Annotated in this window: 27 protein-coding genes; 12 read left to right on the forward strand and 15 right to left on the reverse strand. The window is 37.2% G+C overall.

The genetic code is table 11. The features are described 5' to 3' along the window. Positions 1–144 precede the first annotated feature (144 nt). The 15 genes from GR929_RS18890 to GR929_RS18955 form a co-directional block, all read right to left on the reverse strand. Positions 145–435 (reverse strand): hypothetical protein, encoded by a 291-nt coding sequence (locus tag GR929_RS18890; protein WP_159522801.1) that lies wholly within the window; start codon positions 433–435, stop codon positions 145–147. Positions 436–660: 225 nt separating this feature from the next. Continuing rightward, positions 661–1,191 (reverse strand): hypothetical protein, encoded by a 531-nt coding sequence (locus GR929_RS18895; protein ID WP_159522803.1) that lies wholly within the window; start codon positions 1,189–1,191, stop codon positions 661–663. Between the two features lie 337 nt (positions 1,192–1,528). Further along, positions 1,529–1,774, reverse strand: coding sequence for a hypothetical protein (locus GR929_RS18900; protein ID WP_159522805.1), 246 nt, complete (start codon positions 1,772–1,774; stop codon positions 1,529–1,531). Positions 1,775–1,882: 108 nt separating this feature from the next. Next, a complete protein-coding gene (locus GR929_RS18905) occupies positions 1,883–2,173 on the reverse strand; it encodes a hypothetical protein (RefSeq protein WP_235934482.1) in 291 nt (96 codons plus the stop codon). A 14-nt stretch (positions 2,174–2,187) separates the two neighbouring features. Beyond that, entirely contained in the window at positions 2,188–2,370 is a 183-nt protein-coding gene (locus GR929_RS18910; protein WP_159522809.1) for a helix-turn-helix domain-containing protein, read from the reverse strand. Next, positions 2,346–2,591, reverse strand: coding sequence for a hypothetical protein (locus GR929_RS18915; protein ID WP_159522811.1), 246 nt, complete (start codon positions 2,589–2,591; stop codon positions 2,346–2,348). The genes GR929_RS18910 and GR929_RS18915 overlap by 25 nt, the downstream gene beginning before the upstream one ends. A 62-nt stretch (positions 2,592–2,653) precedes the next feature. Next, positions 2,654–2,821, reverse strand: coding sequence for a hypothetical protein (locus GR929_RS18920; protein WP_159522813.1), 168 nt, complete (start codon positions 2,819–2,821; stop codon positions 2,654–2,656). A gap of 3 nt (positions 2,822–2,824) precedes the next feature. Next, positions 2,825–3,562 carry a hypothetical protein gene (locus GR929_RS18925; RefSeq protein WP_159522815.1) on the reverse strand — a complete coding sequence of 246 codons (738 nt, stop codon included), beginning with the start codon at positions 3,560–3,562 and terminating at the stop codon, positions 2,825–2,827. Positions 3,563–3,648: 86 nt separating this feature from the next. Further along, positions 3,649–5,316, reverse strand: coding sequence for a DUF3560 domain-containing protein (locus GR929_RS18930; RefSeq protein WP_159522817.1), 1,668 nt, complete (start codon positions 5,314–5,316; stop codon positions 3,649–3,651). A 160-nt stretch (positions 5,317–5,476) separates the two neighbouring features. Further along, on the reverse strand, positions 5,477–5,905 hold the full coding sequence (locus tag GR929_RS18935; protein ID WP_159522819.1) for a hypothetical protein: 429 nt from the start codon (positions 5,903–5,905) through the stop codon (positions 5,477–5,479). After that, positions 5,905–6,132, reverse strand: coding sequence for a hypothetical protein (locus GR929_RS18940; protein WP_159522821.1), 228 nt, complete (start codon positions 6,130–6,132; stop codon positions 5,905–5,907). The genes GR929_RS18935 and GR929_RS18940 overlap by 1 nt, the downstream gene beginning before the upstream one ends. A 31-nt stretch (positions 6,133–6,163) precedes the next feature. Beyond that, complete coding sequence (locus tag GR929_RS18945; protein ID WP_159522823.1) at positions 6,164–6,400, reverse strand: hypothetical protein; 237 nt, start codon at positions 6,398–6,400, stop codon at positions 6,164–6,166. Between the two features lie 37 nt (positions 6,401–6,437). Beyond that, positions 6,438–6,686 carry a hypothetical protein gene (locus GR929_RS18950; RefSeq protein ID WP_159522825.1) on the reverse strand — a complete coding sequence of 83 codons (249 nt, stop codon included), beginning with the start codon at positions 6,684–6,686 and terminating at the stop codon, positions 6,438–6,440. A 148-nt stretch (positions 6,687–6,834) separates the two neighbouring features. After that, on the reverse strand, positions 6,835–6,969 hold the full coding sequence (locus GR929_RS22050; protein ID WP_262886063.1) for a hypothetical protein: 135 nt from the start codon (positions 6,967–6,969) through the stop codon (positions 6,835–6,837). 11 nt (positions 6,970–6,980) lie between these two features. After that, positions 6,981–7,232 carry a hypothetical protein gene (locus GR929_RS18955; protein WP_159522827.1) on the reverse strand — a complete coding sequence of 84 codons (252 nt, stop codon included), beginning with the start codon at positions 7,230–7,232 and terminating at the stop codon, positions 6,981–6,983. A gap of 363 nt (positions 7,233–7,595) precedes the next feature. Here GR929_RS18955 and GR929_RS18960 point away from each other — a divergent pair, with 363 nt between their 5' ends. From GR929_RS18960 to GR929_RS19015, 12 genes are all read left to right on the forward strand, one after another. Further along, positions 7,596–8,093: a terminase small subunit gene (locus GR929_RS18960; protein ID WP_159522829.1), complete on the forward strand. Its 498-nt coding sequence runs from the start codon at positions 7,596–7,598 to the stop codon at positions 8,091–8,093. A gap of 826 nt (positions 8,094–8,919) precedes the next feature. Beyond that, positions 8,920–9,507: a 3'-5' exonuclease gene (locus GR929_RS18965; protein WP_159522831.1), complete on the forward strand. Its 588-nt coding sequence runs from the start codon at positions 8,920–8,922 to the stop codon at positions 9,505–9,507. A 21-nt stretch (positions 9,508–9,528) separates the two neighbouring features. Beyond that, the gene (locus GR929_RS18970) at positions 9,529–9,891 is read left to right on the forward strand and encodes a DUF3127 domain-containing protein (RefSeq protein WP_159522833.1); all 363 of its coding nucleotides are present in this window, start codon (positions 9,529–9,531) and stop codon (positions 9,889–9,891) included. Positions 9,892–9,909: 18 nt separating this feature from the next. Next, a complete protein-coding gene (locus GR929_RS18975; protein ID WP_159522835.1) occupies positions 9,910–10,242 on the forward strand; it encodes a hypothetical protein in 333 nt (110 codons plus the stop codon). A gap of 131 nt (positions 10,243–10,373) precedes the next feature. Next, complete coding sequence (locus GR929_RS18980; protein WP_159522837.1) at positions 10,374–10,706, forward strand: hypothetical protein; 333 nt, start codon at positions 10,374–10,376, stop codon at positions 10,704–10,706. 3 nt (positions 10,707–10,709) lie between these two features. Next, positions 10,710–11,546, forward strand: coding sequence for a LamG-like jellyroll fold domain-containing protein (locus GR929_RS18985; protein ID WP_159522839.1), 837 nt, complete (start codon positions 10,710–10,712; stop codon positions 11,544–11,546). Beyond that, positions 11,543–12,268 carry a hypothetical protein gene (locus tag GR929_RS18990; protein ID WP_159522841.1) on the forward strand — a complete coding sequence of 242 codons (726 nt, stop codon included), beginning with the start codon at positions 11,543–11,545 and terminating at the stop codon, positions 12,266–12,268. Before GR929_RS18985 ends, GR929_RS18990 begins: the two co-directional genes overlap by 4 nt. A 151-nt stretch (positions 12,269–12,419) precedes the next feature. Continuing rightward, on the forward strand, positions 12,420–12,914 hold the full coding sequence (locus GR929_RS18995; RefSeq protein WP_159522843.1) for a hypothetical protein: 495 nt from the start codon (positions 12,420–12,422) through the stop codon (positions 12,912–12,914). Between the two features lie 113 nt (positions 12,915–13,027). Then, positions 13,028–13,240, forward strand: a complete 213-nt coding sequence (locus GR929_RS19000) for a hypothetical protein (RefSeq protein WP_159522845.1) — start codon at positions 13,028–13,030, stop codon at positions 13,238–13,240. 66 nt (positions 13,241–13,306) lie between these two features. Continuing rightward, on the forward strand, positions 13,307–14,905 hold the full coding sequence (locus GR929_RS19005; RefSeq protein WP_159522847.1) for a hypothetical protein: 1,599 nt from the start codon (positions 13,307–13,309) through the stop codon (positions 14,903–14,905). A gap of 99 nt (positions 14,906–15,004) precedes the next feature. Continuing rightward, the gene (locus tag GR929_RS19010; RefSeq protein WP_159522849.1) at positions 15,005–16,417 is read left to right on the forward strand and encodes a phage portal protein; all 1,413 of its coding nucleotides are present in this window, start codon (positions 15,005–15,007) and stop codon (positions 16,415–16,417) included. Between the two features lie 207 nt (positions 16,418–16,624). After that, positions 16,625–17,362, forward strand: coding sequence for a hypothetical protein (locus tag GR929_RS19015; protein WP_159522851.1), 738 nt, complete (start codon positions 16,625–16,627; stop codon positions 17,360–17,362). The last annotated feature ends 1 nt before the right edge of the window (position 17,363 follow it).

Genomic DNA, 17,363 nt, shown 5'->3' on the forward strand with positions numbered 1-17,363 from the left:
AATTATTACTTCTGTTCATTTAATCAAGTTTTATATGTTAATCCCGCACCAGACACACAACAAGCGGTATAGTGCAGTTTGCCATTAAAGGCGGTAGTATGTTGAAAAAGTCTGCAAGGCAAACCGACACCATACCGCCAGCCGTTATGCCCCATAGTGAGTCACAACCTTTTCATATATTCTTTTAACGGTATCCCAACTTACAGGTACTTTTTGAATTACCGTTTCAGTTGCATCTTCATCTTGTATTTCTATGCAGTAATCACATTCACCACATCCACAATATTCTTCGTTTGGCACTTCTATTTCCTCAAAAAATTCTCCTATTAAAAGTGCCTTTGCTCCGTTTTCAGCAGTTAAACTACGGGGCATAACAACACCTAAAGATGAATTGCCAGTCTGCGAGTTTCCGATAAGTTCTTGCGTTTTACTCATGTCATTTTAATTTGAAAGTGTAGTGAGTATTTATGGCAACTCACTTTAGCCCGAAACGTTAGCGTGCATTTTTAAGAAGCGATTAATAAGTTCTATACTCAATTATTAAAAACGTTCGCTTCGCCGCGCTAACACGCTACATAAATCATTTTTCATTTCATTTAATCAACGCTTGTGGTTTAATAATAAAAAAAAGAAAGCCTACCCGCGTTAGCTTTTTCAAAGCTATTTTGATTTTGTTTCGTTCTCAATTGCTATTTTGAGACTCTTCAATGTTACTCTCGATAATGGGCAGTCATAATCAAAGTCAAACGAAAACATATTGTTTGTCCATTTTTCTCTTAGTGTTATTTTTAATTTTTTAGGTTCAAAATCAACTTTTACAAATTTCCACATGTAAATGTCATAAAGAGCTTTTCGTATCTTTAACATTATTTTATGCTCATTTCCGCATAACTTATACATATCAGGGAAGTTTCTAAGAACTAAAAACATTTCATTAGTGTAGTTACATGTTTTGTTTGAGCCAATTTCCTGAACAAGAAAATCACTATATCCTGTGCGCTCTATAAAAAATGAAACCCCAAATTCATGATTTGGATTTGTCATTCCACAAACTATATCACCTTTTTTTAACTCAGTATCTTCATGGATATGCTCCCATCTTATTGTATTTTCATCAAACACGCGATGTTCGGTTGTGGAATAAGCAGTCATTGCTGCTATTGTTGTTAATATCCTCTCTTTATCATTCATAATTACTTGTAATTGTAAATTCTTATTTTATACATTACGCCGTCTGTAATAGTGTCAGAAACTAATATCCACCATTCACATTCGCCATATAATTGCAGTAATCTTTGAAGTTTATTTAAAGTACTTTCATGAAAATAATCACCGTCAATAAATATAATTTCTCCTTGTATTCTCAAAAGCAATTTCGAGTCATCGACTACTTTTCCAATTTTTTCTATAAAATCCTTATAAGTCATTTTAAAACCCTCCCTTTTTCTTTTTTTTAGGTTCGTACATCTAATCAAATTCACTGGAAAAAACGCAACTTGTACAGGTCGTTATAAGCAAAAAATTAAAATTATTTCTGCCTGCGCACAAGTTTACTTTCAATATCATACCCATAAATCATTAACCCATCATTGAACTCAAGTGTTGCGCCACGTAGGGAATCGCCAACCTTATTAACAAAACATCTTGACCATGCCATTCCATAGTTTGATAATATTATTTCAGCATCCTCTATGAATTTTTCTAATTCCTTAATATCAACATACTCATCATCTGGTATGCTATTAAATATAACAATGTCGTATTCTATTCCCATAACACAATAACTTTAATTTTCAACTTATAACAAAGGCTAAAAAGCAATTGCCACTAAGCGTGTTACCAAGCAGTATTTATTATAGGCAACTGCTTTTAGCCTCAACCGTTAGCGTTCATTTGCCAACGCTCTCTCTACTTGCCGCCATTGGTTTTTCATCTCCTTTATTGTAGTTCCATATCTAAAAGCAAAATCTTCCATTCTTTCACCTTTTTTTGGTGGGCGGCTTGGTCTCATATCTACATAGTCGTATTTTGCTATACAGTTCTTTTCGTAAGCTAAGGCAGCATTAAAAGCCCTTTCCTGTGCTTCAATCCATTCCTTGCTTGGTTCAGCAAAATACTTATCTCTAAATTCTTTATTATCGCCTTTGTCTATTAAAAATTTATCTATATCCATATTTGTTATTTTTCTCAAACAATGTTAATATTTAATTCGCTCATAACCTGCTCTATTTTATCGAGAGGCATGGTGCGTTTCCCTTTCAGGAATTGATTAAAGTTACAACGGGAGTAGCCTATTTTTTCGGATAATTCAGTCTGGCTTATTTTTTTATCGGCCAGTGCTTTTTTTATTGCTGTTCGGTGGTCGTACATGCTATTAGTTTTTTAAATCGTTTTTGGAAGAAAAATTTTTCGTGTGTCGGCTTATTTTTGGGATCAATACATATAAATTCACCCGCATTTAAGGCTATTTCTGTATTATCTTCAAAACGGTATTTTTTACCAGTGAATGCAGATACTAAAAAGCTTTTAGCCTTTTTGCCGCTTTTCTCATTAATGAGCTTATTTTCTCCGGTCGTGTCATTCTGATACATCCGGAAACTTTGGCCCGTTGTTTTTTCTGTGTAACTTCTTTGTGTAGGTCGGTACATGGTCGTTATTTTTTACGGTTTGCAGTAATAATAGAAGCCAGGCAAAGCACCCAGGGGACCAGAAAAAGACCTGCAAAAATTCGTTTCAGCAGGTCTATATTTTTTACATCGAAATAAAAGGCAGCCCCGGCCATTATAGCCATGCCTAAAATGGAAAGTATTGTATTTTTCATTTTTTAGAATAGTGTTTTTTGTTCGGTTAAAAGTTGTTTTTTACTTTCTCTTTTCGGGCTGGTACATATAATTTCACGATCAGCGCAAGAGATATCATAACCATCAATCACAATGTTTTTGAAATTGCAATCAAAGTATTTATTTACAAGGTCTAAAACGTTTGTTTTGGTGTATTTTAGCCCCATGTGGGCGCGTTCTAAATCTTTATAGTTTCCTGATCCAATATTGTGAAGATGTCTAATTTTTTCGTTCCATTTTACCCAATCTTTGGAGCCGTATTTTTTAGTATTTCTTTGAAGAAAGGCATGGGATAGCATGTTTTTTATCTCAATTTCTTTATCCCTGTCAATGGAGTGATCAATCCGAATTTCTTCGCCTCGTCCGGTACCTACTTCAATGAAAAACCGTTTCCCTTCTGAATTTAAAAACTCGGTTCTTATGCGATGATTACAAGCATCATCATTAAAACGCGGTTCATAATCGGAACCCATCGACACAAAAAGCAAATCATTTTCATGTTTTTTAAACGTTTCGTTTTTTGCCTTCAAAAGCTCGTTTTTTGCGGCTTCTATTTGTGATTCTGTTACAATGTATGTAGTCGGATATGAGCAGGTTTGAAAGTGTTTAAAAACTCCGTCGCTATTACAGTTTTTATGTGCTCTTGCTACTTCATTTCTGAATTTTGGATTGCTGTATATTTCCCGGAACTTTTCCGGGGTTAATTCGATTGTATTTTTCATGATGTCAGTTTTTTAAACACCCTACTAGGAAACTGTTTTCTTTTCGGGTGTTGTGTTAACCATTAAATAAAACAAAGGATATTTTTTTACTCCTGTAAAATTCGTTTTGCCCGGTCTACTTGGTATTGATTCCGGTAACTTTGCCAGGCTTTATTCCGGGGTGACCATCTGAAACCGTTCTTTTTTAGCTCGGTTCTTGTTTCGGCCGGTGGTATTGAGTCAAAAAACACCTGGACCCGGTTTAAATCAGGATTATCAAGAATTTTAACCCCATTTATTTCTATTTCGGTGGGTTCTTCTGTTTCGGCTTTTTCAAGCTGCTGAATCCGTTTTTTAACGGTTGCCATATTTTGGCTGTTATTTGAAAGAGCATAAGAGGCAAAACCAACGCGCCCGGCGTAATCGGGTTTCAAAATTTCGTTGGCTTGTTCTTCATTAAACCCTAATTCAATTAATTGCTTGACCTTCGCCGCGCTTAGTGTGTGTTTTTCGCGGACTATTTTATTCGCTTCTTTCATTAATTCATGAGCTTTTTGAAGTCCGGCCAATTTTTGTTCGAGTTTTTCAATAGCCTGTGGATCATCGGAGCTGATAACATTTGAATTTTCAGCGTTTTTTGCTTTCTGTTCGTAGTATTCCGCTTTTTTATCAGCCTGAACACTTTTTTTCATGTTGTTATCAATCCGGTTTAAGTCTCTACGGTGCCGGCCTTCTGAATGATGACCCACCAAAATAGGTTGCCCCATTGGGATAAAATCGCCTATTTGCTTCGCTGTTTTATAGGCTGTGTCTGATTCGTTTTTCGCTTTTTCTGCCAGTTCTTTATAACGCTCGGCCTTTTCTGCTTTGCGCTGGTTGTACTCGTTAATTTTACGCTGTTTTTCGGCTTCTTCGATTAATTCCTCAAAGCTTACAAAAGTTTCATTTTCTTCTGTTTTTTCCGGATCTCTGTTTTTTACCTCTTGTTTTTTCTCGGGAGCTTCGCCACCTTCAAAAACAATCTTGTAAAAATATTCATATTGTCCGCACGTTTCACCAGTTCGGCCAATCTCTTTTATTTTTCCACCAACCGGGAACGATGTTTTATTAAAAATCCGGTAGATGCTGTTTTCTTTTTCGCGCTTTATCTGCCAGTCATCAGAATCTTTTAGAGAAGTTTCTAAAAATTCGCTTAGTTTTTTAGCTGTTTCTTCCGATTTTTCACGATTTGCAGAAACATATTTAGCCTGGGGGATATCGTCGCGGCTGTTTGTATTTTCGTACATATCTATCATACCATCAAACCGGCCGTATTGATATTTATCACTGAATTTTTCAACTTCTGCGGTTGTTGGTCCGTCGGTCCATGAAATATTAACAGAATCGCCCATGCTAAAAGTGTCTGAACGAACAGAAAACTTAACGCCGGGAAATTCTTTTTTCAGTTCCTTTTTTATAGCTGCAGAACAAGCCGCCGCGCCAGTTAAAAACCCTTTTTTTGCTTTGCGTTCAGCTTTTGACTTTTCGCGACTGTCAAAAAGCTGTTTTATTTCTTCAATTTTATCATTCATCCGGCTTTCATCCCGATATTTTACGAAGTGAGTCGGGTTTGTGCTTGTTCCCTGAAATACTTTCAGAAGAAACCAACCAGGCCCGGCCTGAGTGAAAAAATTAACATCTTTGTAAGTCTGTTTTTTATAGCCGTTTTTTACAAGGCTTTCAAATTGGTAGCTTAGATATTCTAATCTTTTTGCTTTCGTGTTTAATCTTTGCATAACTTTGTAGTGTTAAAATGTTTTTTACTCGAATGTTTTAAATTAAAAAAGGGTGCCAACTGTGGAGGTTGGCACCCTTTTAGCTCATTAAAAACCCCGTATATATAAAAATAAATACGGGGATTAATAGTAATAAATAAAGCTCTTACTATTTTTTAGATCAAATTTGATTTGTGTCGAAATTCCGGCCGCCCCATGTGCGTGTTATTGCTGCTTCTAGTTTGCCGGTTTCTTCATCTTCTGAAAGCTCAAATATACCGTAATTCGTAGTATCTTGGCTAAACTGGCGATGCTCGCGCAAACTTTCTTCGCTTAAATCACCGTCAAAATCATCTTCATCAAATTCAGTAGATTTATACATTTTCACTAATTCGTCCACGGCCTCTTTTTCTTCTGAATGTCCAAAATAATCAAGTATAGTAGCGAAGTCTTGACCGTTTTTAAATTTTCCGATGTAGAATTTTGAAGTTTTCATGATGTTTAGTTTTAAATTATTAAATAATATTTTGCCGCTGCTCCGGCATTGAACCGGATAGAAAGCCTTACTTCCGTAAAGCTCCTTTATTTTTTGTTCGATTAGTTCAATCATTATGCTATTTGCGTTTCAGTTCCGTTAAGAAGAAAAGCATAAATTTTATTACCTCTTTTGTAAACTTGGTCTACGTTGCTATCGTTTAATGCTTCAATAATAGCCTGTTTTTTAACTTCTCCTAATCTGCTTTTTACCCATCCTGTGCGAGTTACGTTACCAAAAGTTCCATTTCCTTTAGTGCTAAATTTTGCGTTTTTTTCTGATGTTTGAAATAAAGTAGTCATGATATTTAATTTTTAAGTTTCTGCGGGATTATTAGAAATTATTTTCAAGTTGACGAATAAAAGCAGCCTGTGTATAAGGTTTGCTTTCATTCCATACTTTCAATGAAGCAATATGCTCGTGTTCATCGTCACGGTATTCAGAATTAATTAATATTTCGAAGTTTGAACCATTTGAATATATGTGCATTGTACCATTTTCAATAGTTTCGCTTTTTTCAACTGCCAATTTTGCAATTTGTTTTTTCTGAGTTACTGTTAAGTTTTTCATGATTTCAATTTTTAATTATTACGTTTTTTACGTTTCATTAGTATTCAAATTCTGTAATGTCAAAATCAAAGTTTTCACGAAGCATTGCATGAACTTCTTCTCCAAGTTCATTCCATTTTTCAGGATTTCCGTTCATTTCTTCGATTTCTTCATCGGTAAGATATTGATAGAAGTTATTGTCGTTTGAATCAACTTCTAAAATCATATACTCAGCAATGTTTCCATCAATATACTGTTTGTTGTCGTTTACGATTTGTCTTGCTAATTGTAACGCTGAATGTTTCATATTGTTAATTTTTAAGGGTTTAAATAAATTCCCTGCGGGTGCGATTAGATTGATCTAAATTAATAGAAAAATATAGTTTTTTAGCTCATTTATAGCAGTTGTTTTTTTATTTTCTATTATTTCGAACATATTAGAGTTTTTTACAGGTTTAAAACAAAATCCCTCTTAATAAAGCAGGGTTGAAAAAATCTAAAACAGATAATACAGTGAAGAGAGAGATAAGAACCATTCCAGCGAATAAAGCCGCCACTTTGATTTTTTCAGAAATAGTTAATGTTTTCATGATTGTATTTTTTAAAGGTTATCTACAAATTGTGTGAAAGCTGATTTTTTAGAACCCAAAAAGAACAAAGCCAGTTGATTAGAATAGACTTTTAAAGGATAGGCGTTAATAACAAAGTTTTCCTTTGCTATTCCTTCACAGTAGTTAAGTAACTGTTCATTGTTTTCATGGTCCATAATTCTAAAGTCTTTTTGAAGAACCAGTAAACGGGCTACCATTTTACTTTGATTGAAGTTTTTGATATCAATTTTTTCAGTTTTCATGATATTTTGTTTTAATAGGTTATTAACTCGCTCACTCTGTATTCAATAGGCTTGTGACTATCAGTTATAAAAACTGGCTACATTAAGCAGGATAATACTTTATCGTATCCGGTCATCTGCTCTGTACCGTTATGCAATGTTTAATGTCTATGTTTTGCGAAGACTTGGAAGCCGCTGTTTGTCGCTAACTCCCTTATTTGTTACTACTAAGATAATACATTTGTGTCAAATACGAAACTTTATGCAGTAAAAAAACAAACAAAATGCAGTATAATTGATACTAAATATCTATCATACTGCAAATAGTATTGATATAATCTATTAAATGCAGTATCTTTGAATTAAACAATTAAACTCAACGAAATGGGAGCGCCTAAATACAACGAATACTGGAAGGAACGGAAGAAACACGGCCGAGATAAGCTATTCGAAAACCCTGAAGAAATAATCGATCTTGCTCAAAACTATATTGAATATTGTACTAATAATCCTATAATCGTCAAAGAACTTATTAAATCAGGTCCACGCGGTGGCGATGTCGTAGACATTGAACGGCCTAGAATCCCCTCACGTAAAGGATTTACAGTGTTTCTAGGTATTGACGGAAAAACGTTATGGAACTACGAAAAGGACGAAAAATATAAAGATTTTTTCCAATCCTTCGCGTACGTGTGTGATTTATTCGATTCTGAATTGACCGACAATGCGACTACAGGTCAAGCAAATCCAGCAATTGCGGCCATGCTATTAGGACTGAAACAAAAACAAGACATTACATCCAATGACCAGACTATAAAAGGGGTTGCAATGTCCAGGGATGAAGCGAAAAGAATAAATGAAGACTTAGAAGATAGCGTTTGATTTTTTCATATAGTTAGTTTTAGTTAGGTTAGTAGTCCCAATCTCTATGAGGTTGGGACTTTTCTGTTTAATATGCTTCATGCTCAGGAAATAGCTAAAAAGGTATTAAAAACAGCGATATAATTAACAATAAACAGTAATTTATATGTATTTCGTATATGTCACAATATCAACGTGTTAGGCAGGCATCCACGCAGGGAAAACAAAACTCTAGTTTATCAATAATATATGTCTACTAAACACAATACAAACTATAAGACAAACAATATATTAAACAGTATAATGCTGAATATCAATAAAATACAGCGATCTATGTATTATTATGTTCGAATATGTGAATGATTTTAAAACACTGCCATACTGCCAGTAATTTATTGACAGTCAGAGGATAAAAGTATATTGATTGATTGAATTAATGCGGTATCGATCGCCGCCGGCCCAAGCTATCAACCCTTCATTCATTCAATAATCCACGAACCCAAGCCCAGGAGCCGCCCAGGGGTACCCACCCCAAAATGAAAACGCTTTTATTCCTATTGGGGCGTATAATCAAACTAAACCCTCCACAACTTTGTAACATTTTCCACCACCTTAAAGCCGATTAATTCAATCAATAATCCAGCCTTATTTTAGCAGCCCCATGTATTTTTAACTCATTTATCCAGTCATAGGAGTATTTAGTCGCACGAAAACCGATAGTTTCTTAAAAGGGCTTATTTGGCTTCATTTGATATGATATTGCAAAAAGTATAACGAAATAGATGAGATGCAGTAAAGTATGCAAAAAAGTTATAAATTTGTTGGTGTATGTAAACATCGACTTGCTATGAATGACAACATTCTATTCTTCGACACAGAGACAACGGGCTTACCGTTAAAGGGGGCTAAGTACGAAATTGATTATGACACGTTCCCTTATGTGGTTCAGTTGTCATGGTGGTTTGAAGATGTATTTCACGATTATATAATCAAGCCTGATGGATGTGTTATTCCAGAATCGTCTACAGAGATACATGGGATAACGCATGAAATGGCCATGAATCTTGGTGTTCCTTTTAAGGATGTGATTCCGTTGTTTGTTCACGACTGTTTGAGTGCTGAAAAGATCGTTGGTCACAACATGTATTTTGACACATCGATTATTAAGGCCAATGTAATCCGGAATTTTGGTGTTGATGATGATTTCTTTGCTGATACAAACAAGGCGTTGGATAAATACAAGCGTATTGACACGATGTACAAGTCTATGAAGTATGTAGGGGCAAGAAAGGCTAATGGAAGCGGTAAATTTCCGACACTTGAAGAACTGTATTTGAAGCTGTTTAATGAAACGTTTCCGGCTCACAATTCACTGGAAGATGTAAAGGCAACGATGCGGTGTTTTAATAAGCTAAATGAAATGGGAATAGTTTAAAAATTTAGGAATAATAAAACCATGAGTAACTACGAAGCAACAGGACGTATCCAGGAGATATTTGATAAACAGTCAGGTGTGTCTAAGGCCGGTAAGGAGTGGAAAAAACGTGAATTTCTGGTTGAAACGGAAGATCAATACCCTAAAAAGATCTGTTTTAACCTGTTTGGCGACAATATTGACTTCATGGACAACCTGAAGACAGGCGATTTGGTTAAGGTGTTATTCGATGTTGAGTCAAGGGAATTCAACGGCCGCTGGTACCATAACGTCAATGCATTTAATGTACAGTCGTTGGAAGAAGAAACAAGCAACAGTCAATCCCCGGAAGATCTACCGGAAGAATATAATGCTCCGGAAGAGGAGGATGACTTACCGTTTTAATTTCATAAACTTGTAATCATGGAGAATAAAAATCCACAAAGATCATTTTCAGATTTTGTAGAAATAATGAAAAAAGAATATCCGAACAGCGATAAATTTCGCTTGGCGTATTTAGATACTCCTCCTAACGAGCTTATTATTAATCACAGGCGTAGAAATAACGTTTGGAAAACACATTCCAATGCGCTTATACTTCTTGGAAAGTTGAAGTCAGGAGATAAATGCGCGGTTGCAGCAATGGATATCGAAAAATTCAAGGCTGAATTTACACGAATAACAGGACATGAGATAAAAAGCAGCCCCCTTGGGAATGACATTTATTCGGTCGTGTTAAATGGTTCTGTAGATTAATCCACGCCAATTATTTAGTGTTTTTGTATGCTGTCTTTTAAAGGATGGCATTTTTTTGTCTTGCTTAATAGAGAATATCTATGTAATTTTGAAAATAGATAGAAAGTATTTATAACTTAACACGTTTCGAAATGCCATTAATAGTAGACAATCTCGATTTAAGCACCGGTGAAGTGCTATCAACAGCCGTAGCCAATGCAAACAATGTGCGAATACAGTGGAAGATCAGTGGAGCAGTGGACGAAAAGCAAGTTGTTGAATTGGAATTACTCGTTTCGGACGATGGAGGGGTAAATTACGAAACCCTGTTTGATGGAGCCGACCGACCTATCCGTTTTAAGCTGGCCGGGAACAGTGCCGGAAGCCGCAACTATATCGGGGTGAACAGTGCACTTTTAAAGGTCAAAGTAACTCCTGAAGCTGGAAGTGTCGGTAATATCGACATAAATACCTCAGAATCGTAACCTATGAGCGATGCATTTAAAATAGCAGGCAAGGTTGTCGGCAAAATAACAGGTCGCAATAAAAACGCTCAAATAGGGGCATTGTTGAACCAGGTTCCGTCAAATGACCTGTTAAACGAAATTGTGTTTTTTCTTCCGTTAAACGAAGAATCTGGAGTGGTTGCAGCTGATGCCAGTGCGCAAGGGAATGACGGAGAAGCATTTTTTGCAGGAATACTTGGCAATGCTGGTGTAATTGACACCTATGCAGCTGATTTTGCAGATCCATTTCGGAATGTTGAAATCCCAAATGCAGATAGCTTGCTGACATCATACAATAACATCACATTTAACGCATGGATTAAAAGAACTCTTGATGCTACCACAGCCTCTATGAAAAGAATTTTCACAATACCTCGAACTGTTGGAGGCAGTACTGGATTGGGATTTGGATGGGGTATTGATCATTTCCTACAGGTGTTTACCTACGATGAAGGAAACTATGTATTAGTCAAGAGTGCGTTTGAAATACCATTAAACGTGCCAACTATGGTAACTCTTGTCATTAACGATGATACAATTAAGCTATTCGCTAACGGTGTACTTGTAAAGAGTGGAAATGCTATTATCACGGAAGAGCTTTCTGCGGCTCCGTTGATTCTAGGGAACTCCACCGGGGGCGATCTATATCACATGGAAGGAAACATGAACTGGGCTTCATTAAATCAAATTGCATGGACAGATCAGCAGGTTCTCGATGTCTATAATGATGGGAATGGTTTTTTTTTGTCTGAATGGCTGTTGAAGCCTCAGACAGTTTTGAACTCTGATACACCTTTAAATTCAAATACCTCTTTATGAAAGACATAAAAATAACAGACACAACATGGGGGGTAGAAGCCCAAAAAATACAGGATAATCTAAAAGAAATACTTGCTCCTGTAATCAACGCTAATTGGAATGGGTGGGATGAACCCCGGCTGGTGTTTGGTGTCGACAAAACCGCAATTCCAAAGCCAATCGAAATTTTAACACAGCTAATCTCGCAAGGGACAGTAATTGCAGGCGGAATTAATACCAATTTCATGCGCTGGGGGTATCATGTGTTTGAAGGATATGCTGCGGATGAAATTAAGCGTATAACGATGCTTGTTAATAAGCATACGTTAGGAGGAATTCCGATGGCAGAGTTATACTATTATTTAACAGAACACACGCATAGTGCGGCGTCGTATGGGTGGTTTAAGGTTGGGTCGGACGTAAGAGATCATTCTTTTTTATTTACCCGCGACAAGGCGATTGCATATGGTGAATGGGATTTGAAAAATGTAATTACGCTTGCCAGGATTGACCCGACAACTGACTTAAACAGCACATACGAAACGATCGCAGAAGCCGATGCGGCTTATAACCCAGATAATAACCCAGAGAATGCAAAGTGTGTGCTTTATATTGCTCTGAAAAATGCTGAAAATGGAGCTATGTTTTACGATACAAACAGGGATGAAATAGTAATAAAAAAGGCAGGAGAGTGGTGTGACATGAATGTGACACCTGTACCAGTCGGCACTTACTCTTTCTAATTCACCTATAGGGCTTGTTGAATCCTTTTTATGAATTTACAATTAACGATAAAAAAATAATTTGAGGTGTGGTGTTGGTTGATGTGGATGTAAGATGATTGAAGAATGATGCAGGGAAGAACACACCTCAAATTAAAAAATACCAAATAAAATGAAAAAGATCCTATCCATATTGATGCTTACGCTTTCGATAGCGTGTTTCTCGCAATCATATGATTTTCGTGTCCCAGCAAATGAAAATGTCTATGCTGAGTTTTACAGTCTGTCCACAAATCAAACATTCACGACTGACTTGTTTGATTTATACATGTTCGATAATGTAACAGAGACAAGCCAGGGAGATACGGTGCCAAGCTTTTCAACAGGCTTTCAGGCAAAGCTACATCTAATTTCTTACAAGAACAGTCTTGTCAATATTACAGGCATTGACAGTAGTATAATTGCCCTGAATGACACTGGAATAGTAAGATTGAAATTTTGGGATACAAAACTGTATGGGTACTGCCAAGTGAACGAATTAAATCAGTTTGCCGGAAATATCACAATCAATATTGTAGGAATTAAAAACGTACCCCAGCGCAAAAAATTACTGTTTAAAGATTCATCCCGGCTAAGAATGTGGAACAACCCATGGATCGGAAATTAAGCACACACGTTCAATTCACGATAACAGCAATCCCTATTCTTGTCAGAGGACACGCTTAGGGGTTGCTTGATTTTTATTTCAAATAGTATGATTACTCCTAACCTTTAAAAATTATGGACAGAATAGAATTACGGCATATTACTTTATTAGACGACCCTTACGGAATGCCAACAACTCCAGAAGAAAAAGAAAAAGCTCAAAAATGGGTTGATAAAACCATAAAAAACAGGAAATGTAAAGACGGACCAAAGATTATTGTATTCCCAACTCGATTGCACGAAGATGATGAAACAGTACAGCTTACATTAGATCCGCGATATCAATAAAATCAATCGAATACTAAAACACATAGATAAAATCTATATCTTTGCTAAAGATTATCAGTTTTATCTATGTCAAATCTTACGCCCGACGAAATAAAAAGACTCAAAGTAGCGAAGGTAAAGTGCGAAAAAGAAATGCTTTTCTTCACCCGCTATTTCTTTAAGGCAATCCATAAGCGCAAATTTATGGTCGGGCCACACCATGTAATTATTGCAAATGCACTCGAACGGGTTATGCGTGGCGAATGCAAAAAGCTAATTATAAACATCGCTCCACGTTTTGGAAAAACCGAGCTTGCCGTTATCAACTTCATCGCATATGCCCTGGCTTTAAATCCGTCAAGCAATTTCATGCACCTGTCGTATTCCGATGACCTGGTACTCGAAAACTCGGAGAAAATCAGGGATATCATCGAATCAGATGAATATAAAACCCTGTTCGGGAATGTTCAACTAAAAAAAGACTCCAAGGCAAAGAAAAAATGGAAAACAGAAGCCGGTGGTAGTATTTATGTGGCATCAGCGGCCGGACAGGTTACCGGGTTTGGTGCCGGGAAAGTTGACGATGACGATACCCAAACCGACATTCAGTCCGACATTGATATCTTAAACTTTATCGATGGCATTGACGATAAACGGGGATTTAACGGAGCCATTATTATCGACGACCCCATAAAACCTGCAGATACCGATTACACTACCCGACGCGAAAAAGTAAACCAACGATTTGAAAATACCATCCGAAATCGTGTAAATAGTCGAAATACCCCCATCGTCATTATCATGCAGCGGCTACATCCCGAAGACTTATGCGGCTACCTAATGGAAAGTGAACCCGACGAATGGGAAGTAATTAAACTGCCGGTCGTATGGGATAAAGATTCAATTAAAACAGCCCAAAAATACGGATTTGATATCTCTGGGATTAAAATAGGCGATCCGCTGTGGCCGTTTAAGTTAAACCACGAAGAAATTGCCAAAGAAAAGAAAAAAGCCCGCCTAAAAAATACCACCCACTTCGAAACCCAATTCATGCAAGATCCACAGCCAAAAGAAGGACTGTGCTTTGCAAAAAGCGAACTGCAATACCTCGATGATATAAAATTCGACAGAATGATGGAGCAGCCCGGTATCGAACTGTTTTATGGCGATACAGCCGACGAAGGAGAAGATAATTACTCCATGCCAATGGCTAAAATAATTAATGGCAAAGTGTATATTCACGATGTTATTTTCGCACAGGACAACCTTTCAGCAATCGAACCCCGAATAATCGTAGCTGTTGGCGACCACTCCCCGGTAAAAGTATTTATAGAAGCCAACAACGCCGGGTCGCTGCATATTAAAGACCTGCGTAAAAATATACCGGCTTACCAAAATGTAATCAATAAACGACTGGCAAAATCCGGTAAAAGTAAGATGTCTACAAAGGTGCATGGGGTTAAAAATACAACCAATAAACTCATCCGAATCTTATCACAGGAAGGATTCATTAAGGATCACTTCGTATTTCGTGCCGAGATAGTTCCTGATTCAGAATATGGTAAATTCATGAAACAAATTTGGCGATACCTTAAAAACGGGAAGGAAAAGCGCGACGACGCTCCCGATTCAATTGCAGGACTGGCCTATGTTGTTCGAACATTCTACGGCCAATTATTCAATTAATTCACTTTCACGACATTGATAAATAAATAAAATCTATGAAAATATTCATTATCATAGAAAAAATCTATAATTTTACAATGCACAATAAATTTTATCAATGTGGCAAGCAAACTAAGGCATAAATTGGCAGAGAAAATTTTGGGTGGAGCTATTGTCGCAAAATCCGACCCGTTATCACCTTTAAATATAAGCTCAGCCAGAGAAGTTCTCTTAGGTGCCGGAACGCCAATGTTCACAAGGCTTGGCACAATGACTCAGCTCGAGAAAGAATATTGCGAAAATCCGGTTTTGGCATCGGTAATCAATTTAAAAGCTGATTATGCCTCAAATGCCAGAATTTACGTCCGCGATATCAGGAACGGAGAAATATTTACCGATAAAATATACCGCGAAAGTAAAGGTGTAGACAAGATTGTCCAAAAGATGTTCCGGCTAAAAAACAACCCAAACCCGGTTCAGTCTACAAAAGAATTTCTGGCTCTGGCATCCATTTTTAAAGATGTATTTGGCAACGGATATACCTACGCGAACAGCGGCACAGACGACATTAATATTAAAGATGTCGAATACTTGTGGCATGTTTGGTCACAGTTTATGATCCCTGATATTACAGGCAAATACTTCGACCGCACAAGCAAGGAAGGGATTATTCGCAAATGGGAGTTTGTCAGAGGAGTATATACAAAAGAATTTCACCCCGATGAGATTTTACACCGGAAGGAGCCAAACGTTCGATTTACAAGATCTACCGATATGGTGCTTGGTCAGTCCCGGCAGGAATCTTTATCGTGGGCCTTGTCAAACATTAAAATAGCTTACGAAAGCCGTAATGTTATCGCCAGGGAACGGGGAATGAGGGCTATTATTTCAAGTGCTCAGGCCGATGGCGTTGCTGGAACCATGCCAATGGACGACACCGAGAAAGAAGAGGTACAGGAATCATTGAAAACAGAATACGGATTCATGGAAGGGCAAAGCCAGTTCATGGTCACAAAAAATAACATCAATGTTCATCATATCGATCAGGATGTTCGCAAACTCGGACTGTTAAACGAAATTGCTTCCGATGCCATGATTGTTTGCTCCCGCTATAATGTTCCCGAAACATTGGTAAAGCTTTACATGAAAGGGGCCACATTTGAAAATCAGGACACGGCCGAACGACGCATGTATCAAAATACAACCATCCCGGAAGAAGAAGACCGGTGGGAAGATATTAATAACTGGCTTAAATGCCGCGACTTCAACTATGAGTACATAGTCAGCTTCGACCACATCCCGGTGCTGCAGAAAAACGAAAAAGACAAGGCCGAAACCAACAAGTTTGTAAGTGCTCAATACAAGGAAATGTTCTTTGCAGGGGCTTGTACTTATAACGACTGGATACAGGCCGTAGGACTACCGGCTACCTCATGGGGTAACAAGCGAATTACCGAAATGTCAATGGATGAAATTCAGAAAATCAAAGGCAATTATACCATAAACGACTCATTGGAAAACCCAAACGCTTAACGATATGGCACACACGATAAACACAACCAAGGATAAGAAAAAGGAAAAGCTTGATAAAGAAAAACTGATCAAGGATAAGGAAAAAGAGATTAGGGATAATGATGTAATTCGAAAGTGATGGAAATACCCGAATTTAAAACACAAAAGGAACTATTTGATTTTTTGGTGAAAAACCAAAACAGTCTTATTGCTCAAAAAAAAGCAGAGATGAAATGTGCTGACGCAATTTCTTTTCAGTGCATAAAGATTGCCAAAAACACAGGAGCAAATAAGGCCGACGAAGATAACGATAACAATAATCCGGATGAAATAAAAGTGAAGGTTGTCATCAATACAACAAACCTTCTTGATAGCCATAAAGATGTTCACATTCCCGGATTATGGCATAAGAGCTTAAAGGAAAACAAGCTCATTATGCACCTTCAGGAACATCAAATGAAGTTCGATAAAATAATCTCAGATGGTGACGACTTAAAGGCTTACACCAAAACATATACATGGGAAAAACTCGGGTACGAATTCGAAGGTGATACCGAAGCACTGGTTTTCGAATCAACAATTAAACGGGCAAGAAACCCTTATATGTTCGATCAGTACCAAAAGGGGTACGTTAGAAACCACAGCGTAGGCATGCGCTATATTAAGCTTATCCTTTGCATAAATGACGAAGACTACGGAGCTGAACATGATGCTTGGGAAAAGTACTATTCGCAAATAGTAAATAAAGAAGATGCCGACAACTCCGGATTTTTCTGGGCTGTTCGCGATGCTCAGGTCATCGAAGGTAGTGCGGTCCCCAAGGGAAGCAATTGGGCTACTCCAACATTAAGCGTGAGTTCAAAAAATGAGCCGCCAGTAGGCACTCAAGAACAATATACCGAGCCGCCAGCAGGCACTCACAAGGGAATTAATTATGACTTTTTAATCGAAAATCTTAAAAATTAAA

Origin of the sequence: Sunxiuqinia indica (genome assembly GCF_009847015.1) — a bacterium.
In the GTDB taxonomy this organism is placed as follows: domain Bacteria; phylum Bacteroidota; class Bacteroidia; order Bacteroidales; family Prolixibacteraceae; genus Sunxiuqinia; species Sunxiuqinia indica.

What these genes read in the sequence shown, in the direction of transcription:
- GR929_RS18890 (WP_159522801.1), bottom strand. Translation starts at nt 435, where the DNA reads ATGAGTAAAACGCAAGAACTTATCGGAAACTCGCAGACTGGCAATTCA.
- GR929_RS18895 (WP_159522803.1), bottom strand. Translation starts at nt 1,191, where the DNA reads ATGAATGATAAAGAGAGGATATTAACAACAATAGCAGCAATGACTGCT.
- GR929_RS18900 (WP_159522805.1), bottom strand. Translation starts at nt 1,774, where the DNA reads ATGGGAATAGAATACGACATTGTTATATTTAATAGCATACCAGATGAT.
- GR929_RS18905 (WP_235934482.1), bottom strand. Translation starts at nt 2,173, where the DNA reads ATGGATATAGATAAATTTTTAATAGACAAAGGCGATAATAAAGAATTT.
- GR929_RS18910 (WP_159522809.1), bottom strand. Translation starts at nt 2,370, where the DNA reads ATGTACGACCACCGAACAGCAATAAAAAAAGCACTGGCCGATAAAAAA.
- GR929_RS18915 (WP_159522811.1), bottom strand. Translation starts at nt 2,591, where the DNA reads ATGTATCAGAATGACACGACCGGAGAAAATAAGCTCATTAATGAGAAA.
- GR929_RS18920 (WP_159522813.1), bottom strand. Translation starts at nt 2,821, where the DNA reads ATGAAAAATACAATACTTTCCATTTTAGGCATGGCTATAATGGCCGGG.
- GR929_RS18925 (WP_159522815.1), bottom strand. Translation starts at nt 3,562, where the DNA reads ATGAAAAATACAATCGAATTAACCCCGGAAAAGTTCCGGGAAATATAC.
- GR929_RS18930 (WP_159522817.1), bottom strand. Translation starts at nt 5,316, where the DNA reads ATGCAAAGATTAAACACGAAAGCAAAAAGATTAGAATATCTAAGCTAC.
- GR929_RS18935 (WP_159522819.1), bottom strand. Translation starts at nt 5,905, where the DNA reads ATGATTGAACTAATCGAACAAAAAATAAAGGAGCTTTACGGAAGTAAG.
- GR929_RS18940 (WP_159522821.1), bottom strand. Translation starts at nt 6,132, where the DNA reads ATGACTACTTTATTTCAAACATCAGAAAAAAACGCAAAATTTAGCACT.
- GR929_RS18945 (WP_159522823.1), bottom strand. Translation starts at nt 6,400, where the DNA reads ATGAAAAACTTAACAGTAACTCAGAAAAAACAAATTGCAAAATTGGCA.
- GR929_RS18950 (WP_159522825.1), bottom strand. Translation starts at nt 6,686, where the DNA reads ATGAAACATTCAGCGTTACAATTAGCAAGACAAATCGTAAACGACAAC.
- GR929_RS22050 (WP_262886063.1), bottom strand. Translation starts at nt 6,969, where the DNA reads ATGAAAACATTAACTATTTCTGAAAAAATCAAAGTGGCGGCTTTATTC.
- GR929_RS18955 (WP_159522827.1), bottom strand. Translation starts at nt 7,232, where the DNA reads ATGAAAACTGAAAAAATTGATATCAAAAACTTCAATCAAAGTAAAATG.
- GR929_RS18960 (WP_159522829.1), top strand. Translation starts at nt 7,596, where the DNA reads ATGGGAGCGCCTAAATACAACGAATACTGGAAGGAACGGAAGAAACAC.
- GR929_RS18965 (WP_159522831.1), top strand. Translation starts at nt 8,920, where the DNA reads ATGAATGACAACATTCTATTCTTCGACACAGAGACAACGGGCTTACCG.
- GR929_RS18970 (WP_159522833.1), top strand. Translation starts at nt 9,529, where the DNA reads ATGAGTAACTACGAAGCAACAGGACGTATCCAGGAGATATTTGATAAA.
- GR929_RS18975 (WP_159522835.1), top strand. Translation starts at nt 9,910, where the DNA reads ATGGAGAATAAAAATCCACAAAGATCATTTTCAGATTTTGTAGAAATA.
- GR929_RS18980 (WP_159522837.1), top strand. Translation starts at nt 10,374, where the DNA reads ATGCCATTAATAGTAGACAATCTCGATTTAAGCACCGGTGAAGTGCTA.
- GR929_RS18985 (WP_159522839.1), top strand. Translation starts at nt 10,710, where the DNA reads ATGAGCGATGCATTTAAAATAGCAGGCAAGGTTGTCGGCAAAATAACA.
- GR929_RS18990 (WP_159522841.1), top strand. Translation starts at nt 11,543, where the DNA reads ATGAAAGACATAAAAATAACAGACACAACATGGGGGGTAGAAGCCCAA.
- GR929_RS18995 (WP_159522843.1), top strand. Translation starts at nt 12,420, where the DNA reads ATGAAAAAGATCCTATCCATATTGATGCTTACGCTTTCGATAGCGTGT.
- GR929_RS19000 (WP_159522845.1), top strand. Translation starts at nt 13,028, where the DNA reads ATGGACAGAATAGAATTACGGCATATTACTTTATTAGACGACCCTTAC.
- GR929_RS19005 (WP_159522847.1), top strand. Translation starts at nt 13,307, where the DNA reads ATGTCAAATCTTACGCCCGACGAAATAAAAAGACTCAAAGTAGCGAAG.
- GR929_RS19015 (WP_159522851.1), top strand. Translation starts at nt 16,625, where the DNA reads ATGAAATGTGCTGACGCAATTTCTTTTCAGTGCATAAAGATTGCCAAA.